Source organism: Pseudomonas sp. (assembly GCF_048269965.1).
GTDB lineage: Bacteria > Pseudomonadota > Gammaproteobacteria > Pseudomonadales > Pseudomonadaceae > Aquipseudomonas.
This window is the reverse complement of sequence record NZ_JBLWTV010000008.1, coordinates 77510-96830: the sequence shown is the minus strand read 5'-3', so window position 1 is coordinate 96830 and position 19321 is coordinate 77510. Positions and strand designations below refer to the sequence as shown.

The following is a 19321-nucleotide window of genomic DNA, read 5'->3' as shown; positions in this document are numbered from 1 at the left end:
CGAGCCGCCGGCTGAGGTTTGCAGGGCTGTGCGGGTGGCCCACAAAAAAGGCGCCGTACCGATCACTGCCGTAAAGGCCTGAGTTCGGATACGACGCCGTTGTCGTTCGGGCCTTGTCCGTCGCCGGAGGGGCTCACTGCATGGAGAGAAAGCAAGGCATATGCCAGTGCGCAGAATGTGCGCTGCCGGAAGACGCGTTCAGCGCTCCAGCATCTGCTTCACGTTGCTTTGCGGTATCTGCTGCTTGCGGCCCTCGCTATCGGTGAATTCGAGCATGCCGGTGTCCCTGTCCAGTTCCGGTTTGCCGTCGCTGGTGAGCATCTGGCCATCGGTGGTGGTGATGATGTACTCGCTGCTGCAACCGGCCAGGCCGAACAGGCACAGGGCGGCAATGATCCATGGCTTCATGATGGGCTCCTGAATGGTTGTCGGGGGACTCCCCATTTCAGACGGTAGACGGTGGCGCATCGGCTGCAAGCGGGGTTCGGCAAAATGATCTTTGTGCGCGCGCATGAAAAAGCCCCGCACTAGGCGGGGCTCTGTCTACGACGCTTTGATCAGGCCTGAACGACCGGGATCTTGGCGTTCGCTGCCGCTTCGCGGAAGTCGGCGATCTGGTCGAAGCTCAGGTAGCGGTAGATGTCGCCAGCCATGCTGTCGATATCCTTGGCGTAGACCATGTACTCCTCGACAGTCGGCAGCTTGCCGAGAATCGAAGCGACCGCTGCCAGTTCGGCAGAAGCCAGGTACACGTTGGCGCCATCGCCCAGACGGTTCGGGAAGTTACGGGTCGAGGTCGAGACCACGGTGGAGTTGGCAGCCACGCGTGCCTGGTTACCCATGCACAGCGAGCAGCCCGGCATCTCCATGCGCGCACCGGCCTTGCCGTAAATACCGTAGTAGCCTTCTTCGGTCAGTTGGTGAGCATCCATCTTGGTCGGCGGCGACAGCCACAGACGAGTGGGGATACCGCCCTTGACCTTGTCCAGCAGCTTGCCGGCAGCGCGGAAGTGACCAATGTTGGTCATGCACGAACCGATGAACACTTCGTCGATCTTGTCGCCAGCCACAGTGGACAGCAGGCGGGCATCGTCCGGGTCGTTCGGGGCGCACAGTACCGGCTCGTTGAGCTGGGCCAGGTCGATCTCGATGACTTCGGCGTACTCGGCGTCCTTGTCGGCTTCCATCAGTACCGGGTTGGCCAGCCAGGCTTCCATCGCCTGAGCACGACGCTCCAGGGTGCGGGCATCGCCGTAGCCTTCGCTGATCATCCAGCGCAGCAGGGTGATGTTGGACTGCAGGTATTCGGCGATGGCCGCTTCCGGCAGTTTGATGGTGCAGCCGGCAGCCGAACGCTCGGCGGAGGCGTCGGACAGCTCGAACGCCTGCTCGACGGTCAGGTTGTCCAGGCCTTCGATCTCGAGGATGCGGCCGGAGAAGATGTTCTTCTTGCCTTTCTTCTCGACGGTCAGCAGGCCCTTCTGGATGGCGTAGTAGGGAATGGCATGAACCAGGTCACGCAGGGTGATACCCGGTTGCATCTTGCCCTTGAAACGCACCAGCACGGATTCCGGCATGTCCAGCGGCATCACGCCGGTGGCAGCGGCGAAGGCGACCAGACCGGAACCGGCCGGGAAGCTGATACCGATCGGGAAGCGGGTGTGCGAGTCGCCACCGGTGCCGACGGTGTCAGGCAGCAGCATGCGGTTCAGCCAGCTGTGGATGATGCCGTCGCCCGGACGCAGGGACACGCCGCCACGGGTGCGGATGAAATCCGGCAGGGTGTGGTGGGTGGTGACGTCGATCGGCTTCGGATAGGCGGCTGTGTGGCAGAACGACTGCATGACCAGGTCGGCGGAGAAGCCCAGGCAAGCCAGGTCTTTCAGCTCGTCGCGGGTCATCGGGCCGGTGGTGTCCTGGGAACCGACGGTGGTCATCTTCGGTTCGCAGTAGGTGCCCGGACGCACGCCTTCGACGCCGCAGGCCTTGCCGACCATCTTCTGCGCCAAGGTGAAACCCTTGGTGCTGGCAGCAGGCTGGTCTGGCTTCTTGAACAGATCGGAAGCGCCCAGGCCCAGTTCGGCACGCGCTTTCTCGGTCAGGCCGCGGCCGACGATCAGCGGAATACGGCCGCCAGCGCGGACTTCGTCGAGCAGCACCGGGGTCTTCAGTTCGAAGGTGGTGACGACTTCGTCGGTGCCGTGCTTGCAGACTTTGCCGGCATAGGGGTAGACGTCGATCAGGTCACCCATGGCCAGGTTGCTGCAGTCGAACTCGATCGGCAGAGCGCCGGCGTCTTCCATGGTGTTGTAGAAGATCGGGGCGATCTTGGTGCCGAAGCAGAAGCCGCCAGCGCGCTTGTTCGGAACGTAAGGAATGTCGTCACCGAAGAACCACAGCACCGAGTTGGTGGCGGACTTACGGGAAGAGCCGGTACCGACCACGTCCCCGACGTAAGCGACCGGGAAGCCCTTGGCCTTGATCTCTTCGATCTGCTTCAGCGGGCCGATGGCGCCTTGCTGCTCCGGCACGATGCCGTCGCGAGCCATTTTCAGCATGGCCAGGGCGTGCAGCGGGATATCGGGGCGCGACCAGGCGTCCGGGGCAGGCGACAGGTCATCGGTGTTGGTTTCGCCAGGGACCTTGAACACGGCCAGGCTGTACTTCTCGGCGATGGCCGGTTTGTTGGTGAACCACTCGCCATCGGCCCAGGACTGCATGACGGCCTTGGCGTTGGCATTGCCAGCCTTGGCTTTCTCGGCGACGTCGTGGAAGGCGTCGAACATCAGCAGGGTGTGCTTGAGTTGCTCGGCGGCAACGGTGGACAGAGCCGCATCGTCCAGCAGTTCGACCATGGTGGCGATGTTGTAGCCGCCCTGCATGGTGCCCAGCAGCTCGACAGCGCGTTGCTTGCTGATCAGCGGGGAAGTGGCTTCGCCCTTGGCAACGGCAGAGAGGAAACCGGCCTTGACGTAGGCGGCTTCATCGACGCCTGGTGGTACGCGGTTGGTGATCAGGTCTACGAGGAATTCTTCTTCGCCAGCCGGCGGGTTTTTCAGCAGCTCAACCAGACCTGCGGTTTGTTCGGCGTTCAGCGGCTGGGGCACGATACCCTGAGCGGCACGCTCTGCTACGTGTTTGCGATAGGCTTCAAGCACAGTTATTACCCTCATCAGTGGTCCCAAAGGGTTGTCCGGGACGCGATCCAGATACTCATGAACCAGGCGCTTTTTCGACTTTATGAGCCGATCAGCCGAGGTTTCACGAGTCTCTTGTAGAAGCTGCTTTCAAAGTTTTACGCCGGCAGGACGGTTTCTGATGAGGGCTGACGCAGACGCTCGGGGGGACTCCAAGTGGCTGCGCCGCCATCGTACCTGCAGGATCGACTGTGCTCGTGACGCTTTGAAAACAGCTTCCAACGGACATTGGTGCCTTAAAAGGCGGGCCGATTCTAATGGAAAGCGCGAATAAAGTTAAGCCGATGTCCCGGTATCGACAGGTTGCTGAAAACCTGGGTGAGGCCGGCAGTACAAGGCAAAAATGGCTGAAAACGTGCAATTTAGCTGTTCCAGATGAGCATTTTGAGGCCGTTTTTAACGCAGCAATGCCAATGCAGGTGGTTTTCAGTGGCCTGTCGGCAGGGGTGATCTGGATTAGACAAAGGGCTAAGATGCCAGGCCATTCTGCTGTCTATTCTGTTTTGCCATGTCCAATCAGCGCATCAAGACGCCTTGTGTGGGGCTGTGTTCGACCGTTTACGGCGATGTCGTGTGCCGCGGTTGCAAACGCTTCCACCATGAGGTGATCAACTGGAACAGCTACAACGACGACGAGAAGCGCGCCGTCTGGACGCGTCTGGAAGTGCTGCTGGTGCAGGTGATGGCTGCCAAGGTGGAAGTGTTCGATGAGCAGCGCCTGCGTGGTCAGCTGGAGCAGCGACAGATTCGCTTCGTGCCGCAGCAGTCGCCATATTGCTGGGCCTACCAGCTGATCGCGCGGGGCGCTCGGGTGATCAACCAGCTGGAAGCCTACGGCATGGTGATGCTGCCCGAGTTTCGCAACTGGGCGCTGCCCGAGCTGCGCGATGCCATCGATCGTGAGTTCTTCCTGCTCTCCGAGGCGCATTACGAGCGCTACATCGCGCCGAAGTTCTTGCGCGAAGGGCTGGAACTGAGGGTGTAGTGCTGTTTGCAGGTTGAATAGAAATGCCGCTCGTTCAAGGGCGGCATTTTTATCTCTGCCGGTGCTTCAGCCCCGCAGGGTGCGCTGTGCGCACCGGCTTGCGCGGCAGGCTTCAGTGCTTTGGCAAGCTGCTGGTGCGCACGGCGCACCCTGCGTCCTAGTGTTGCGCTACCAGCTCTTCGAGGTGGGCGATGACTTCGTCCGGTTTGAGCACTAGCACGTCACTTTCCAGCGCGTCGAGTATGACTTCGGCCGTGTTGCCGATCAGTGCCCCGGAAAGCCCGGTGCGCGCAACCGTGCCGATTACCGTGACGGCGGCATCGAGCCGGTGGGCAACTTGCGGAATTACCACGTCGGCCGGGCCTTCGAGCACATGCAGGCGCTCGTCGCTGATGTCGTACTCGGCCTGGAAGCTGCGGCACTGCTGGCGGTAGCGCGCCTCGATGGTTTCCTTGAGCTGGAAGGTCGGGTCGGCAGCCGACAGCATCGGTGTTGGATGCGCGGTGGTCACGTGCAGGGTGCCTTTGGCCAGGCCGGCGATATCGTAGCCATGGCTGATGATCCCGGCATGCAGGGTGCGGTGCTCGCCATCGGCGTTGCCCACGTCCACGGCGGCGAGAATGTTGCCGCCCGTCCAGGGGCGTTCGGTCTTGACCATCAGCACCGGACCCGGGCAGTAGCGCAGCAGTTTCCAGTCCTCGGGGGTCAGCAGGGCCTTTTTCAGCGGATTGTCCGGCAGGTGCTGCTTGATCACCAGCCCGCAGCCTTCGGCCTGCTGCACGGCAATGATGGTCTGGTGCGGGTTGTCATGCCAGGACTGCTGAGTGGAGACGCTGAAGCCTTCTTCGCCGAGGCTGCTGCTGAGAGCTTCGAGCCAGGCGCTGTGCTCGCCTTTCTTGTCGCAGACCAGCAGGTGCAGATGCGATTGGGTGACTCCGGCTATCAGTTTTGCCCGCTTCAGTGCGAGACCTTCGGGGTGTTGGGGCTCCATCACCACCAGAATGCTACGGATCGCTTGCATGGTCGTCTCCCTGAAAATGAATAGCACTTATTCAACTATAGGTGCGTCGTTGCCAGCGGCTTCTTGACCTGCATCAACGGCGTGCTGGTCGTCCGGCCTGCCACTCGTATAATGGCCCGCCATTTTCAACCTCGCCAGCACCTAGAGCGCTTCAGATATGATGTCAAATTACGAGCATGTTCCGAGTAATGGTGAGGAACCTGTGTCGATCCTGCAGGAAATTCTTGGGTTTCTCGGGGGCGTCGCCACCCCGGATGCCTGGCTGGACGAGGCCCTGCGCCAGCAGGAAATCCTCCTGCTCGACCACCGCAATCTGGAATACAAGGCCGCGCAGACGGCCCTGAGCCTGATGGGGCGCTACCTGACCAAGACCGAATTGACCGCGAGAATGTCGCGTTTGGCTCGTGAGGAACTGGTGCACTTCGAGCAGGTGAGCAAGATCATTCGCGGACGTGGCATCGAGGTCCGCCATGTTTCCGCCTCGCGCTACGCCGCCGGTCTGCGCGCGTTGCTGCGTGGAGGTGAAGTGGAACGGTTGGTGGATGTGCTGGTGGTGGGCGCGTTCATCGAGGCGCGCTCATGTGAGCGCTTCGCCGCGCTGGTGCCGCGTCTGGATGCCGAACTGGCCAAGTTCTACGCCGGGTTGCTGGAGAGCGAAGGGCGCCACTACCGGGGTTATCTCAAGCTCGCCTACCTGTATGGTGATGCGGCTGATGTCGATGCACGTATCGAGGTGGTGCGCGCCGTGGAGCAGGAGCTGATCACCACGCCGGATGAGCAGTTTCGTTTTCACAGCGGCGTGCCCGCAGGGAGCGGCCGCGAAGCGGCCATCTGATGACCCTCTCCCGCAAGCGGGAGAGGGGAGCAAAGCCCTGCAGTGTCGTAGCCCGGATGAAATTCGGGGCGATCTTGAGGGTTGCTTCCCCGGATTTCATCCGGGCTACGGTCAGGCGCTCGTCAGTTCGAACGGCGCCTGCTTGAAGCCCTCGTCATCGACCTGCAATGCCCAGCCCTGGCGGTCCCAGTCCCCCAGCACGATACGTCGTGCCGCTTGATCGTTGACTTTCAGCTCATGCACCGCCGGCCGGTGAGTGTGGCCATGGATCAGCGTGCGTACGCCATATGCGGCCATCACCTTGATCACTTCTTGCGGGGTGACGTCGACAATCTCGCTGGCTTTCATCCGCGTTTGCGCGCGGCTTTCGTTGCGCAGCTTGCGCGCCAGCTTCTGCCGCGTGCTCAGCGGCAGGTGGCGCAGGATCAGCAGCGATAGCGGATTGCGCAGCCAGCGCCGCAGTTTCATGTAGCCGACGTCCAGGGTGCACAGGCTGTCGCCGTGCATCAGCAGCACCGGCTCGCCATTCATCTGCACCTTGTGCGGATCACGCAGCAGGGTGCAGCCGGCCTCACGACAGAAGCGCTGGCCGATGAGAAAGTCGCGATTGCCGTGCATCAGGTAGATACGCGTGCCGGCGTCGCTCAGCTCGCGCAGGGCGCAGGCGATTTCGTGCTGGAAGGCCGTCATGCCGTCGTCGCCGATCCAGACTTCGAAGAAGTCGCCGAGGATGTACAGCGTCTCGGCCTGGCGCGCGCGAGTGGCGAGAAAATGCAGAAACGCCCGGGTGATGTCCGGGCGTTTCTCTTCGAGGTGCAGATCGGAGATCAGCAGGATCATCGACTTACTCGGCTACGACTTCGGCCTTCTCGATGATCACATCGTCGACCGGTACGTCCTGGTGGCCGGATTTCATGGTGGTGGCGACGCCCTTGATCTTCTCGACCACGTCCATGCCTTCGACCACTTCACCGAACACTGCGTAGCCCCAGCCCTGTACGGTCGGTGCGCTGTGGTTGAGGAAGCCGTTGTCGGCGACGTTGATGAAGAATTGCGCGGATGCCGAGTGCGGCTCCATGGTACGGGCCATGGCGACGGTGCCGACCTTGTTGGCGACGCCGTTGTTGGCTTCGTTCTTGATCGGTGCGCGGGTCGGCTTCTGCTTCATGCCAGGCTCGAAACCGCCGCCCTGGATCATGAAATTGCCGATCACGCGGTGGAAAATGGTGCCGTCGTAATGGCCTTCCTTCACGTATTGCTCGAAGTTGGCCACGGTCTCCGGGGCCTTGTCGGCGAACAGGTTCAGGGTGATGACGCCGTGGTTGGTGTGCAGTTTGATCATGATCGTATCCGTGATGAGGCAGGTTCGAGCCTGTGGCTCGGGGAGAAACAGCGCTTGTCAGGGTGGCATGCACCCTGTCAGGGGCTTGACAGGTTGGTTATGATACGGACTTTGCCCGAAGCGGCCTACCCTGTGCCGCGCCAGTATTGTTAAGGACACCATGAGCAAGCCTACCGTCGAAAAAGCTGCCAACTTCCTGCGCCCCATCGTCCAGGCTGATCTGGACAGCGGCAAGCACGCCAAGATCGTGACCCGCTTTCCGCCGGAGCCCAACGGCTACCTGCACATCGGCCATGCCAAGAGCATCTGCCTGAACTTCGGCCTGGCCGAAGAGTTCGGCGGCCAGTGCAACCTGCGTTTCGACGACACCAACCCGGCCAAGGAAGACCAGGAATATATCGACGCGATCAAGGCGGACGTCGAGTGGCTGGGCTTCAAGTGGGCCGGCGAAGAGCGCTACGCCTCCAACTATTTCGATCAACTGCACGCCTGGGCCGTCGAGCTGATCAAGGCTGGCAAGGCCTTCGTCTGCGACCTCAATGCCGAAGAGATGCGCGAATACCGTGGCAGCCTGAACGAGCCAGGCAAGAACAGCCCGTTCCGCGAGCGCTCCGTGGAAGAGAACCTCGACCTGTTCGCCCGCATGAAAGCCGGTGAGTTCCCGGACGGTGCCCGTTCGCTGCGCGCCAAGATCGACATGGCGTCGCCGAACATCAACCTGCGCGATCCGATCCTCTACCGCATTCGCCACGCCCATCACCACCAGACCGGTGACAAGTGGTGCATCTACCCGAGCTACGACTTCACCCACGGCCAGTCGGACGCCATCGAGGGCATCACCCACTCCATCTGCACCCTGGAGTTCGAAGATCACCGCCCGCTGTACGAGTGGTTCCTGGAGAACCTGCCGGTGCCGGCGCAGCCGCGCCAGTACGAATTTGCCCGGCTGAACCTGAACTACACCATCACCAGCAAGCGCAAGCTCAAGCAACTGGTGGACGAGAAGCACGTCAACGGTTGGGACGATCCGCGCATGTCGACCCTGTCCGGTTATCGTCGTCGTGGCTATACCCCGGCGTCGATCCGTGCATTCTGCGACATGATTGGCGTCAACCGTGCCGGCGGCCTGGTGGATATCGGCATGCTGGAATTCGCCATCCGCGATGATCTGGACGCCAACGCCGCGCGCGCCATGTGCGTGCTCAAGCCGCTGAAAGTGGTGATCAGCAATTACCCCGAAGGCAAGGTCGAGCATCTGGAGCTGGCGCGTCACCCGAAGCAGGACATCGGCACCCGCGTGCTGCCGTTCTCCCGCGAGATCTACATCGACGCCAGCGATTTCGAGGAAACCCCGCCGGACGGCTTCAAGCGCCTGATTCCTGGTGGCGAAGTGCGTCTGCGCGGCAGTTACGTGATCCGCGCCGACGAAGCCATCAAGGACGCCGCCGGCAACATCGTCGAACTGCGCTGCTCCTATGACGAGAACACCCTGGGCAAGAACCCGGAAGGCCGCAAGGTCAAGGGCGTGATCCACTGGGTGCCTGCGGCCGAGAGCGTTGCGTGCGAAGTGCGCCTGTATGATCGCCTGTTCCGCTCGGCCAATCCGGAGAAGAGCGAAGAGGGCGGCAGCTTCCTCGACAACATCAACCCCGAGTCTCTGGTGGTGCTCACCGGTTGCCGCGCCGAGCCGTCGCTGGCTCAGGCCACTGCCGACGATCGCTTCCAGTTCGAGCGCGAAGGTTATTTCTGCCTGGACAAGGATTCGACCGCCGCTGCCCTGGTGTTCAATCGCACCGTGACCCTGCGCGACTCCTGGGGGCAGTAATGGCACTGTCAATCTACAACACCCTGAGCAAGGTCAAGGAAGGGTTCAAACCGCTGGAAGGCAATCACGTACGCATGTATGTGTGCGGCATGACCGTCTATGACTTCTGCCACATCGGTCACGCCCGCGTGATGGTCGCCTTCGACGTGGTTACCCGCTGGCTGCGTCAGCGCGGCTACGACGTGACCTACGTGCGCAATATCACCGACATCGATGACAAGATCATCCGTCGCGCCAACGAAAACGGCGAACCGTTCGAGGCGCTGGTCGAGCGCATGATCGCGGCCATGCACGAGGACGAGGCGCGCCTGTCCGTGCTGCGCCCGGACATCGAACCGCGCGCCACCGGCCATATCGCCGGCATGCACCAGATGATCCAGACCCTGATCGACAAGGGCTACGCCTATGCGCCGGGCAATGGCGACGTGTATTACCGCGTCACCCGATTCGAGACCTACGGCAAGCTCTCAAGGCGCAAGATCGACGAGCTTAAGATCGGCGCGCGTATCGAGGTCGACGAAATCAAGGAAGACCCGCTGGACTTCGTGCTCTGGAAAAGCGCCAAGCCGGGTGAGCCGAGCTGGGATTCGCCCTGGGGCAAGGGCCGGCCAGGCTGGCACATCGAGTGCTCGGTGATGTCCACCTGCTGCCTGGGCGAGACCTTCGACATCCACGGCGGCGGCCCGGACCTGGTGTTCCCGCACCACGAGAACGAGATCGCGCAGAGCGAGGCGGCCACTGGCAAGCAGTACGCCAACGCCTGGATGCACGCCGGCGCGGTGCGCGTGGACGGCGAGAAGATGTCCAAGAGCCTGGGCAACTTCTTCACCATCCGCGAGGTGCTGGAGAAGTACCACCCGGAGGTGGTGCGCTACCTGCTGGTGTCCAGCCACTACCGCAGCCCGATCAATTACTCCGAAGAGAGCCTCAAGGAAGCCAAGGGCGCCCTGGAGCGCTTCTACAACGGCCTGAAAGGTTTGCCGGACGCCGTGCCTGTCGGTGGCGAGGCCTTCGTCGAGCGCTTTGGCGCGGCGATGGACGACGATTTCAACTCGCCAGAAGCCTGCGCCGTGCTGTTCGAGATGATCCGCGAGGTCAACCGCCTGCGCGAATCCGATGTGCAGGCCGCCGCCGGGCTGGCCGCTCAGCTCAAGCAACTGGCCAGCGTGCTTGGCGTGCTGCAGCTCGAACCCGAGGCTTTCCTGCAGGCGGGTGCCGCCGGCAAGGTCGATGCTGCTGAGGTCGATGCACTGATCGAAGCGCGTCTGCAGGCCCGCGCCGACAAGAACTGGGCGGAATCCGACCGTATCCGCGACCAGCTCACTGCCATGGGCGTGGTGCTGGAAGACGGCAAGGGCGGCACCACTTGGCGCCTGGCCGAGTAAGCCTCGCGCTCAACGACAAAGGCCGCTCTCGAGCGGCCTTTTTCATTTTTCGGTTTCTCCTGCACCGCGAGCGGGCTGCCGAGTCCTATAAGGGGCGGTCCAGGCAGGCAGCGAAAGTGTGGCGGTCAGATTTCTCATAACTTTTGCCGATGCGACAGTCAGTTACGCCAGTTCGACAGCTCGTCCGCCAACTGTGCTGCTGACGGACGCTTTTCGTTAGTATGCGCGCCTTATCGTGTCCGTGGCGCCACAAGCGCCTGGCGATGCCTGCAGTGGTTCGAGCCAAACGCTCGGGCGACGTTTCCCCGATCCCTCAAGGAAACCCCCGCAACTCTTCGATTTCCTGCTTGTGGTATTTCCCTTTATGACTCGTTTGAAAGGCTCGGACCTCCTGGCCCTCGGCTTCATGACATTTGCGTTGTTTCTCGGCGCAGGCAATATCATCTTCCCGCCCAGTGCTGGTCTTGCCGCCGGGGAGAATCTGCTTCCCGCGGCACTCGGCTTCCTGCTGACCGGTGTCGGCTTGCCGCTTTTGACTGTGGTGGCCCTGGCCCGAGTGGGCGGCGGTATGGATCTGCTCACTGCTCCCCTGGGTAAGGTCGCGGGTGCAATCCTCGCGGTAGCGGTTTACCTGGCCATCGGCCCGCTGTTCGCCACGCCGCGTACCGCCGTGGTGTCCTTCGAGATGGGCATCGCGCCGTTCACCGGTAACGAAGGCGCGCCGCTGCTGATCTATACCCTGGTGTATTTCGCGGCCGTGCTGTTCCTCTCGCTCAATCCCGGTCAACTGGTCGACCGTATCGGTAAGTTCATCACGCCGGTACTGCTGGCTGCGCTGCTAGTGCTGGGCGGTGCTGCGCTGTTCGCGCCGGCTGGCGAGATTGGCGTGGTCGCCGACAGCTACCGCGAGGCGCCGCTGGTGCAGGGCTTCCTGCAGGGCTACCTGACCATGGACACCCTGGGCGCGCTGGTGTTTGGCATCGTGATCGCCAGCGCCATTCGCGACCGAGGTGTCAGCGACGCAGGCCTTGTCACGCGTTATTCGGTAATCGCCGGCGTTATCGCGGCCATCGGTCTGTCGCTGGTGTATCTGGCGCTGTTCTATCTCGGCGCTACCAGCCAGGGCATTGCGGGTGATGCGCAAAATGGCGTGCAGGTGCTGACCACCTACGTGCAGCACACGTTCGGCACTACCGGCAGCCTGCTGCTGGCGGTGGTCATCACCCTGGCCTGTCTGACCACGGCGGTTGGTCTGCTGACTGCCTGTGGCGAGTTCTTCAGCAAATTGCTGCCGGTTTCCTACCGCAGTGTGGTGATTCTGTTCGGCCTGTTCAGCCTGGTGGTGGCCAATCAGGGCCTGACCCAACTGATCAGCTTCTCGATTCCGGTTCTGGTGGGTCTGTATCCGCTGGCTATCGTGCTGGTTGCCCTGAGCCTGGCCAACCGGCTGTGGGTTTCCCAGGCGCTGGTGTTCGTGCCGGTGATGGCCGTTACGCTGATTTTCGGCGTTGCCGATGGTGTTGCCGCGACCCCCTGGGCCGACAAGGTTCCAGCCTGGTTCGGGCAACTACCGCTGGCCGGTCAAAGCCTGGGCTGGCTGCTGCCGGTAGCGGTGACGCTGGTTCTGGTGGTGGTGCTGGACCGCATTCTGGGTCTGCGTCAGAGCGCTACCACTGCGTAAGAGACCCTCGAAACAAAAAAAGGCTGCCCACGAGGCGGCCTTTTTTTGGTTCTTCGCATAGTTTGGGGAGCGTCCGGGTTGAAACCGGACTGGCAAGTTTGTGTGCGTTTTGCTCACGGGCTTGGCATTGTCCGTTACTGCGTGCGCTGAGCGTTTGGGTTGCGCCCCTTACGGGCGCCACACCTTTCTTGCTTGCCCAAGAAAGGTGTGCCAAAGAAGGGCACCCCGACATCCGGGTTTCGCTGCGCGAAACTTGATTCGCTTTGCTCACCCTTCGGGCCAGCCTGCGGCTGTTACTTCGCTTCGCTGCGTTTCCTCGCTCCGGTGCCGCTCCGGGGGCCGGCTTACATGGGCCATCCTTGGCCCATTAAGCGGGGCCGCCATCGGTATTTCGCCGCATCCATGCGGCTCATCCCCCTACGCAACACCTCCGCTCGGCCTCCTGAAGGGGACCGGTTCGCGAGCTTGCAAAATCTTCGGAAGATCAAAGTCGGTAGCGTTTGGTTTTTGCTCTTGAAACGCGATCTCACAGACGACGCCCAAGTCCCCTTCAGGAGGCCGAGTGGAATCACCGCGTAAGGGGTTGAGCGACATGGATGTCGCGAGAGCTGCGATGGGCCAGGGATGGCCCTTCGCAGCGTGCCCCTGGAGTGGTGATGGAGCGAGGGAACCCCGGCGCAGCCGGGGCCGTATGTAGGGGTGTGTTTCTTTGCTTACTTTCTTTGCACAAGCAAAGAAAGTGAGTCGCCCGTAAGGGGCGAAACCCATCAAGCCAGGCGGCGTGCTAATGGAGAGTGCCAGGTCATCGACAGCTAACACGTAATTGCCAGTCCGGTGTCAAGCGTATCCGCCCCACGAAAATGCGAAGAACCTTTTTTGTCGAACAAGGAAAGAGGCAGCCTGGCTATAATCCGCAGCAGTCTTGCAAGGAGTTGGCATGCTCAACAGCTATCCGTATCTGCCTCATTTTCTGGCCGCTCTGTGGTTCGTTCTGTGCTGGGGCGGCTACACCCGCTATGCCTCCTTGAAGGCGCGAACCACGCCCTGTCTGGCCAGCGTCCTGCACCTGTACCGTGAAGACTGGATGCGCCGCATGCTGCTGCGTGACAATCGCATTGCCGATGCCAACGTGATCGGCAACCTCGAGCGCAACGCCTCGTTCTTTGCCTCCAGCACGCTGATTATCCTGGCCGGTATCCTCACCGTGCTGGGCGCTTCCGACCGCGCCCTGTCGCTGCTGGCCGACATTCCTTTCGTGCAGCAGGCCAGTCGTGGTTTATCCGAGATCAAGCTGCTGTGCCTGGGCATCATCTTCGTCTATGCCTTCTTCACCTTCAGCTGGTGTATGCGCCAGTACAACTTCGCAGCGGTGCTGGTGGGCTCGGCGCCAATGGTGGGTGAGCGGCATGTCACCGAGCAGGAGCGCAAGGCTTTCGCAGAGCGCACAGCGCGGGTGATCTCGATGGCCGCCAACCAGTTCAACTTCGGTTTGCGCGCCTACTATTTTGGTATGGCAACCCTGGCCTGGTTCATCAACCCCTGGTTCTTCATGCTGGTGACTGCTGGCGTGGTCGTGGTGCTGTATCGCCGCGAGTTCCACTCGGATGTGCTGGAAGTGATGGTGTATACCCCAACGCCGGCCGCCGAGGTGGCCAAGGAGAAGAGTGAATGAGCCTGCCGTTCTGGTGCGTCTTTATCAGCGCCTTGTTGATCTTCATCGCCAAGGCCCCGGTGGCCAAGGCCATGGCCAAGGAGGGCGGTGGTCGTTACGACAACCATCACCCACGCGCCCAGCAGGCGCGTCTGACGGGTTTCGGCGCGCGTGCCCTGGCAGCGCATCTGAACAGCATCGAGGCTTTCCCACTGTTCGCGGCAGGTGTGCTGATGGCGCACACCACGCAGACTTACGGCTTTCTGGTCGACATTCTGGCCGTCACCTTCGTCGTCAGCCGCGTGCTGTACCTGCTGTTCTACTGGTGGGATCTGCACTGGCAGCGCAGCCTGGTCTGGGTGGTGGGCCTGGCCTGTAGCCTGCTGCTGATGATCAGCCCGGCGCTGAAATGAAAGAAGGCCCGCAATGCGGGCCTTCTTTCATTTCAGCGGAGGTTACTGGCCGTCGACTGCGTCTTTGGCTTCGTCGCCGGCATCCTCGATGGCGTCGGCCGCATCGCTGGCCGCATCCTCAATTTTTTCGCCAGTGGTAGGTTCATTACCCAAGGCTTCGTTGGTCTTCTGTTCGATAGCATCGCCAGTGTCTTTGGCTGCATCGCCCAGGTTCTCCATCGCTTCGGAGACTGACTCCTTGGCCGACTCCATCTTGTCTTCCGGGGTTTTCTCGCAGGCGGCGAGACCCAGGGCAGTGGCAAGCAGCAGGGCATAAGTCAGAGGTTTGTTCACGGTCATCACTCCATGTGTGAGAGTTATAAGTGGCTGGGCTGACCCCAGAGCACACAGTCACTTCGAATGTCGGCGATGCCAATAAGTTCCCCTGGACTTGAGAGCAAGCCCCGGACGGGTGTGAGTCCGGGAGCAAGGCGCTATCATGCGCAGCCTTTTTTGCGGCAGAGCGGCAGTGTGATGAGTGAGCAGTCGATCGAGGAGCGGGCGCAGCGGTTTCTGGCAGCATTGCGTCATTGTCAGGTGCTGGGCATGAGTGTCGAGTCGGCCGATGGCAAAGGACTGACGCTGCGCTTGCCGTACGCGCCGCATATTGTCGGCAACCCGGACACTGGTGTGATCCACGGTGGCGCCATTACCACGCTGATGGACACCACCTGCGGTATCTCCACGGTCTGTGTGCTGCCGGAATTCGAGATCTGCCCGACACTCGATCTGCGCATCGATTACATGCACCCGGCCGAGCCCGACAAGGACGTCTTCGGCTTTGCCGAGTGTTACCGGGTCACGCCCAACATCATCTTCACTCGCGGCTATGCCTATCAGGATGACCCCGAGCAGCCGATTGCCCACGTGGTTGGTACCTTCATGCGCATGGGCAAGGCAGTGCAGGGCGGCGGTGAGCTGAAGCGCAATATCCAGCAAGGCGGTGGTGCATGAGCGAGCTGAGCCTGGAGCAACTGGTGGCGCGTGCGCACCAGCAGAACGATTATGACTCGCTGATCAACCTGATCCCCTACGCCAAGCTGCTGGGCATCGAATGCCTGCGTCTGGGCGATGACATGGTCTTTCGTCTGCCAGCCAACCGCGACAGCATCGGTAACCCGGTACTGCCGGCGTTACATGGCGGTGTAATCGCTGGTTTCATGGAGCATGCGGCCATGCTTCATCTGTTGATGTTCATGGGCATTCCACATTTGCCCAAAATCATCGACTTCTCGATAGATTACCTGCGCGCCGGCCATTATCGTGACACCTATGCGCAGTGCCAGGTCTGGCGGCAGGGGCGTCGGGTGGCCAACGTGGCGATCACCGCCTGGCAGACCAAGCAGACCGAACCGATTGCCACCGCCCGTGCCCACTTCAAGGTCGATGAGCCCTGAGTTCTTGAGACTTGCCCGGCAGTCGGAGCGGATCGGCAGCGCAGCGAAATCATGACAAGGACCCTGTAGATGGATGCGTTGCTGATAATTGGTGGCCTGGTGCTGATGCTGGCCGGTCTGGTATGGCTGGTCATGCGCGCGTTCGCCACCAGTCTGTTGTGGGGCTGGGGCAGTCTGATCCCGCCGATCACCTTGATCTACGTGGTACGCCACTGGCGGCGAGCGTGTAGCGCGGTCACGCTGATCGGGCTTGGCGTCATCCCGCTGGTGGTGGGCTTGACCTTGCTGGCCAGCAAGGATGCCGAGCGTCTGGCGGCGATCGTCCGTCTGGACTGGCTCAAGCCCGAGGTGCAGGTGCCGGCAGAGCTGGCCATCGATCTGGACGGTGAGCTCAACGGCCAGCCGTTTCGCCCGCAGCAGGCTGAGCTGATCGATGGGGTGTTGGTGCTGCGCGAGGGCCTGGATTTCTTCGCCCTGCGCGAGTTGAGCATCCGACTGCCGCAGCCAGTCGATGGTCCGGTGCGTATCGACGTATTGCCCCAGGACAGCGGTAACCTGCCAGAGGTAGAGCTGAACTGGCTGTTGCCGGAGCAGGATCTGCCCGAGGCTCGTCGCCTGAGTCGTGGCTACACCCTGCATCTGGACCTGCAGCCGCAGGAACCGAATCGTCTGGTCGGTGATTTCCACCTGGTCCTGCCGCCACGCTTCAAGACCAGCCTGAGCGGCCGGGTCGAGCTGTATCGTGATCGCCTGCGCTATGTCGATGGCAAGGTCGATGCCCGGTACGACTCGAGTGACACCATCGTCCATGTCCTGCAGGACTATCTGCAACGACGTTTCGCCACGCGCGATGTGCGTGAGTTGAAACTGCCGGTGTTCACCTTCGAGGGCGATACCCTGGAATTGCAGGTTGACGCGCAGATCGACGGGCGTGGTGAGCGCTTGCCAATTCGTCTGCACAAGCGCCCTGAACAAGGCTGGATGGTGGATGGCGATCACTTCCCGGCATTGCCCTCCGTTGCGGCCAGGCAACCGGCACAGCAAATTGAAGTGACGGCCGTCGAGGAGCGTCTCAGTCGTCCGCTCGACCGTCGTCAGCGTTTCAGCCTGGCACGTTTGCAGCGCAACCCGGAGCAGTACCGCAACCTCCGCATGCGCCTGAGCCGCGCCAGTGGCGGCACGGTAGAGGGGCGTTTCGTTGGTGTCGATGACGATGGCAGCCTTCGCCTCAGTCAGCAGATGGGCAGTGGCGGCGGCCAGGCCAGCTTCAGTTTCAAGCCGGAGGAAATCGGTCGCCTGGAACTGCTGGAGCCTTAGGGCGGGTGCAACCCGCCATATTCGGCTAGCGGGAGGTTTTACCTGCCCGAGACGATGATGCGCCTGCTCCAAGCCCTTGAAATTCATCCAGCAGGCCCCATCTGTAGGTCATCGCCGCGATAGCGGTTCCTGTCCTACAGATGGAGTTAGCAGACCATGAGTGTGGAAACTCAAAAAGAAACCCTGGGCTTCCAGACCGAGGTGAAGCAACTGCTTCACCTGATGATCCATTCCCTGTACTCGAACAAGGAAATCTTCCTGCGCGAGTTGATCTCCAACGCTTCCGACGCCGCTGACAAGCTGCGCTTCGAGGCGCTGGCCAAGCCCGAGCTGCTCGAAGGTGGCGCCGAGCTGAAGATCCGCCTGTCCTTCGACAAGGATGCCAAGACCGTCACCCTCGAAGACAACGGTATCGGCATGAGCCGCGAGGAAGTCATCGCGCACCTGGGCACCATCGCCAAGTCCGGCACTTCCGACTTCCTGAAGAATCTCTCCGGTGACCAGAAGAAGGATTCGCACCTGATCGGCCAGTTCGGTGTGGGCTTCTATTCGGCCTTCATCGTTGCCGATCAGGTCGAGGTGTTCAGCCGCCGAGCCGGTAGCCCGGCCAGCGAAGGCGTGTACTGGTCCTCGAAAGGCGAGGGTGAGTTCGAGGTCGCGACCGTCGAGAAAGCCGAGCGTGGCACGCGCATCGTTCTGCACCTGAAAAGCGGCGAAGAAGAGTTCGCCGACGGCTGGCGCCTGCGCAACATCGTCAAGAAGTACTCGGATCACATCGCGCTGCCGATCGAACTGCCGAAAGAGCATCAGGGTGAAGACAAGCCTGCTGAGGTCGAGTGGGAAACCGTCAACCGCGCCAGCGCCCTGTGGACCCGTCCGCGTACCGAGATCAAGGACGAGGAGTACCAGGAGTTCTACAAGCACGTCGGCCACGACTTCGAGAACCCGCTGAGCTGGAGCCACAACAAGGTCGAAGGCAAGCTGGAGTACAGCTCGCTGCTCTACGTGCCGGGGCGTGCGCCGTTCGACCTGTACCACCGCGAAGCGCCCAAGGGCCTCAAGCTCTATGTGCAGCGCGTATTCATCATGGATCAGGCCGATCAGTTCCTGCCGTTGTACCTGCGCTTCATCAAAGGTGTGGTCGACTCCAACGACCTGTCACTGAACGTCTCCCGCGAGATCCTGCAGTCCGGCCCGGTCATCGACTCGATGAAATCGGCACTGACCAAGCGTGTGCTGGACATGCTGGAGAAGCTGGCCAAGGACAAGCCGGACGACTACAAGACCTTCTGGAAGGCCTTTGGCCAGGTGCTCAAGGAAGGCCCGGCCGAAGACTTCGCCAACAAGGAGAAGATCGCCGGTCTGCTGCGTTTCGCCTCCACCGCCGGCGAAGGCGACGAGCAAGCGGTTTCGCTCGCCGACTACCTGGGTCGCATCAAGGAAGGTCAGGACAAGATCTACTTCCTCACGGGCGAAAGCTATGCACAGATCAAGAACAGCCCGCACCTGGAAGTCTTCCGCAAGAAGGGCATCGAGGTGCTGCTGCTCACCGATCGCATCGACGAGTGGCTGATGAGCTACCTGACCGAGTTCGACGGCAAGCAGTTCGTCGATGTGGCCCGTGGTGACCTGAATCTGGGTGAACTGGACTCGGAAGAGGACAAGAAGGCTCAGGAAGAAGTCGCCAAGGCCAAGGAGGGGCTGATCGAGCGCCTCAAGGGGGCGCTGGGCGAGCAGGTCGCCGAGGTTCGCGTGTCGCATCGCCTGACCGATTCACCGGCGATTCTCGCCATCGGTGAGCAGGATCTCGGTCTGCAGATGCGCCAGATTCTCGAGGCCAGCGGGCAGAAGGTGCCGGATGCCAAGCCGATCTTCGAGTTCAACCCCGCGCATCCGCTGATCGAACGCCTGGATGCCGAGCCGGACGAGGATCGCTTCACCGATCTGTCGCACATTCTCTTCGACCAGGCTGCGTTGGCCGCCGGTGACAGTCTGAAAGACCCTGCCGCTTACGTGCAGCGCCTGAACAAGCTATTGGTGGAACTCTCCGCCTGATTGATCTGGCTTCAGAACAAGCCCGCTTCGGCGGGCTTTTCTATGGGCGCGATAGATCGGCTTTGATTGACAAGTGCGACCCTGTCGTTTCAGATGCTGGCAATTGGCTGGCGTTCTGCAGTGCCTTGGGGTGGTATGTCGATTTTCGAGTTGTTCTTCTTGATGGGTGCGGACCCGA

The 19321-nt window shown here is 61.5% G+C and carries 17 protein-coding genes; 11 read left to right on the top strand and 6 right to left on the bottom strand.

The annotated features are described in order from the left end of the window. Nucleotides 1-198: 198 nt before the first annotated feature. Nucleotides 199-408 (bottom strand): YgdI/YgdR family lipoprotein, encoded by a 210-nt coding sequence (locus tag ACN0X6_RS11575; protein WP_122109788.1) that lies wholly within the window; start codon nucleotides 406-408, stop codon nucleotides 199-201. Nucleotides 409-557: 149 nt separating this feature from the next. Beyond that, the gene (acnB, locus tag ACN0X6_RS11570) at nucleotides 558-3158 is read right to left on the bottom strand and encodes a bifunctional aconitate hydratase 2/2-methylisocitrate dehydratase (protein ID WP_417704236.1); all 2601 of its coding nucleotides are present in this window, start codon (nucleotides 3156-3158) and stop codon (nucleotides 558-560) included. 547 nt (nucleotides 3159-3705) lie between these two features. Between acnB and ACN0X6_RS11565 the strand changes: the two genes are divergently transcribed. Further along, nucleotides 3706-4182, top strand: coding sequence for a DUF1289 domain-containing protein (locus ACN0X6_RS11565; protein WP_417704049.1), 477 nt, complete (start codon nucleotides 3706-3708; stop codon nucleotides 4180-4182). A gap of 157 nt (nucleotides 4183-4339) precedes the next feature. Here the strand turns inward: ACN0X6_RS11565 and ACN0X6_RS11560 are convergent, their stop codons facing one another. Then, the gene (locus ACN0X6_RS11560; RefSeq protein ID WP_417704047.1) at nucleotides 4340-5203 is read right to left on the bottom strand and encodes a universal stress protein; all 864 of its coding nucleotides are present in this window, start codon (nucleotides 5201-5203) and stop codon (nucleotides 4340-4342) included. A gap of 157 nt (nucleotides 5204-5360) precedes the next feature. On the opposite strand from ACN0X6_RS11560, the gene ACN0X6_RS11555 reads away from it, so the two are divergent. After that, complete coding sequence (locus ACN0X6_RS11555) at nucleotides 5361-6038, top strand: tRNA-(ms[2]io[6]A)-hydroxylase (protein WP_417704045.1); 678 nt, start codon at nucleotides 5361-5363, stop codon at nucleotides 6036-6038. A gap of 111 nt (nucleotides 6039-6149) precedes the next feature. On the opposite strand, the gene lpxH is transcribed toward ACN0X6_RS11555, so the two are convergent. Both lpxH and ACN0X6_RS11545 read right to left on the bottom strand, forming a co-directional pair. After that, complete coding sequence (gene lpxH, locus ACN0X6_RS11550; protein WP_417704043.1) at nucleotides 6150-6878, bottom strand: UDP-2,3-diacylglucosamine diphosphatase; 729 nt, start codon at nucleotides 6876-6878, stop codon at nucleotides 6150-6152. 4 nt (nucleotides 6879-6882) lie between these two features. Further along, entirely contained in the window at nucleotides 6883-7380 is a 498-nt protein-coding gene (locus ACN0X6_RS11545; protein WP_074678802.1) for a peptidylprolyl isomerase, read from the bottom strand. 160 nt (nucleotides 7381-7540) lie between these two features. On the opposite strand from ACN0X6_RS11545, the gene ACN0X6_RS11540 reads away from it, so the two are divergent. The 5 genes from ACN0X6_RS11540 (at nucleotide 7541) to ACN0X6_RS11520 (ending at nucleotide 14335) form a co-directional block, all read left to right on the top strand. Then, nucleotides 7541-9205, top strand: a complete 1665-nt coding sequence (locus tag ACN0X6_RS11540; RefSeq protein WP_417704041.1) for a glutamine--tRNA ligase/YqeY domain fusion protein — start codon at nucleotides 7541-7543, stop codon at nucleotides 9203-9205. Further along, nucleotides 9205-10590 (top strand): cysteine--tRNA ligase, encoded by a 1386-nt coding sequence (gene cysS / locus ACN0X6_RS11535; protein WP_417704039.1) that lies wholly within the window; start codon nucleotides 9205-9207, stop codon nucleotides 10588-10590. The genes ACN0X6_RS11540 and cysS overlap by 1 nt, the downstream gene beginning before the upstream one ends. 364 nt (nucleotides 10591-10954) lie before the next feature. Next, complete coding sequence (brnQ, locus tag ACN0X6_RS11530; RefSeq protein ID WP_417704037.1) at nucleotides 10955-12271, top strand: branched-chain amino acid transport system II carrier protein; 1317 nt, start codon at nucleotides 10955-10957, stop codon at nucleotides 12269-12271. Between the two features lie 937 nt (nucleotides 12272-13208). Further along, a complete protein-coding gene (locus ACN0X6_RS11525) occupies nucleotides 13209-13943 on the top strand; it encodes a DUF599 domain-containing protein (protein WP_160018218.1) in 735 nt (244 codons plus the stop codon). Next, nucleotides 13940-14335 (top strand): MAPEG family protein, encoded by a 396-nt coding sequence (locus tag ACN0X6_RS11520; protein ID WP_160018217.1) that lies wholly within the window; start codon nucleotides 13940-13942, stop codon nucleotides 14333-14335. The genes ACN0X6_RS11525 and ACN0X6_RS11520 overlap by 4 nt, the downstream gene beginning before the upstream one ends. 42 nt (nucleotides 14336-14377) lie before the next feature. Here the strand turns inward: ACN0X6_RS11520 and ACN0X6_RS11515 are convergent, their stop codons facing one another. Further along, nucleotides 14378-14674: a hypothetical protein gene (locus ACN0X6_RS11515; protein WP_003460576.1), complete on the bottom strand. Its 297-nt coding sequence runs from the start codon at nucleotides 14672-14674 to the stop codon at nucleotides 14378-14380. A 174-nt stretch (nucleotides 14675-14848) separates the two neighbouring features. Between ACN0X6_RS11515 and ACN0X6_RS11510 the strand changes: the two genes are divergently transcribed. From ACN0X6_RS11510 to htpG, 4 genes are all read left to right on the top strand, one after another. Then, a complete protein-coding gene (locus ACN0X6_RS11510; protein ID WP_417704035.1) occupies nucleotides 14849-15328 on the top strand; it encodes a PaaI family thioesterase in 480 nt (159 codons plus the stop codon). Beyond that, nucleotides 15325-15771 carry a PaaI family thioesterase gene (locus tag ACN0X6_RS11505; RefSeq protein ID WP_417704033.1) on the top strand — a complete coding sequence of 149 codons (447 nt, stop codon included), beginning with the start codon at nucleotides 15325-15327 and terminating at the stop codon, nucleotides 15769-15771. Before ACN0X6_RS11510 ends, ACN0X6_RS11505 begins: the two co-directional genes overlap by 4 nt. Nucleotides 15772-15840: 69 nt before the next feature. Continuing rightward, nucleotides 15841-17088: an MFS transporter gene (locus ACN0X6_RS11500; RefSeq protein WP_417704032.1), complete on the top strand. Its 1248-nt coding sequence runs from the start codon at nucleotides 15841-15843 to the stop codon at nucleotides 17086-17088. A gap of 156 nt (nucleotides 17089-17244) precedes the next feature. Further along, nucleotides 17245-19143 (top strand): molecular chaperone HtpG, encoded by a 1899-nt coding sequence (gene htpG / locus ACN0X6_RS11495; protein WP_417704031.1) that lies wholly within the window; start codon nucleotides 17245-17247, stop codon nucleotides 19141-19143. Nucleotides 19144-19321 lie beyond the last annotated feature (178 nt).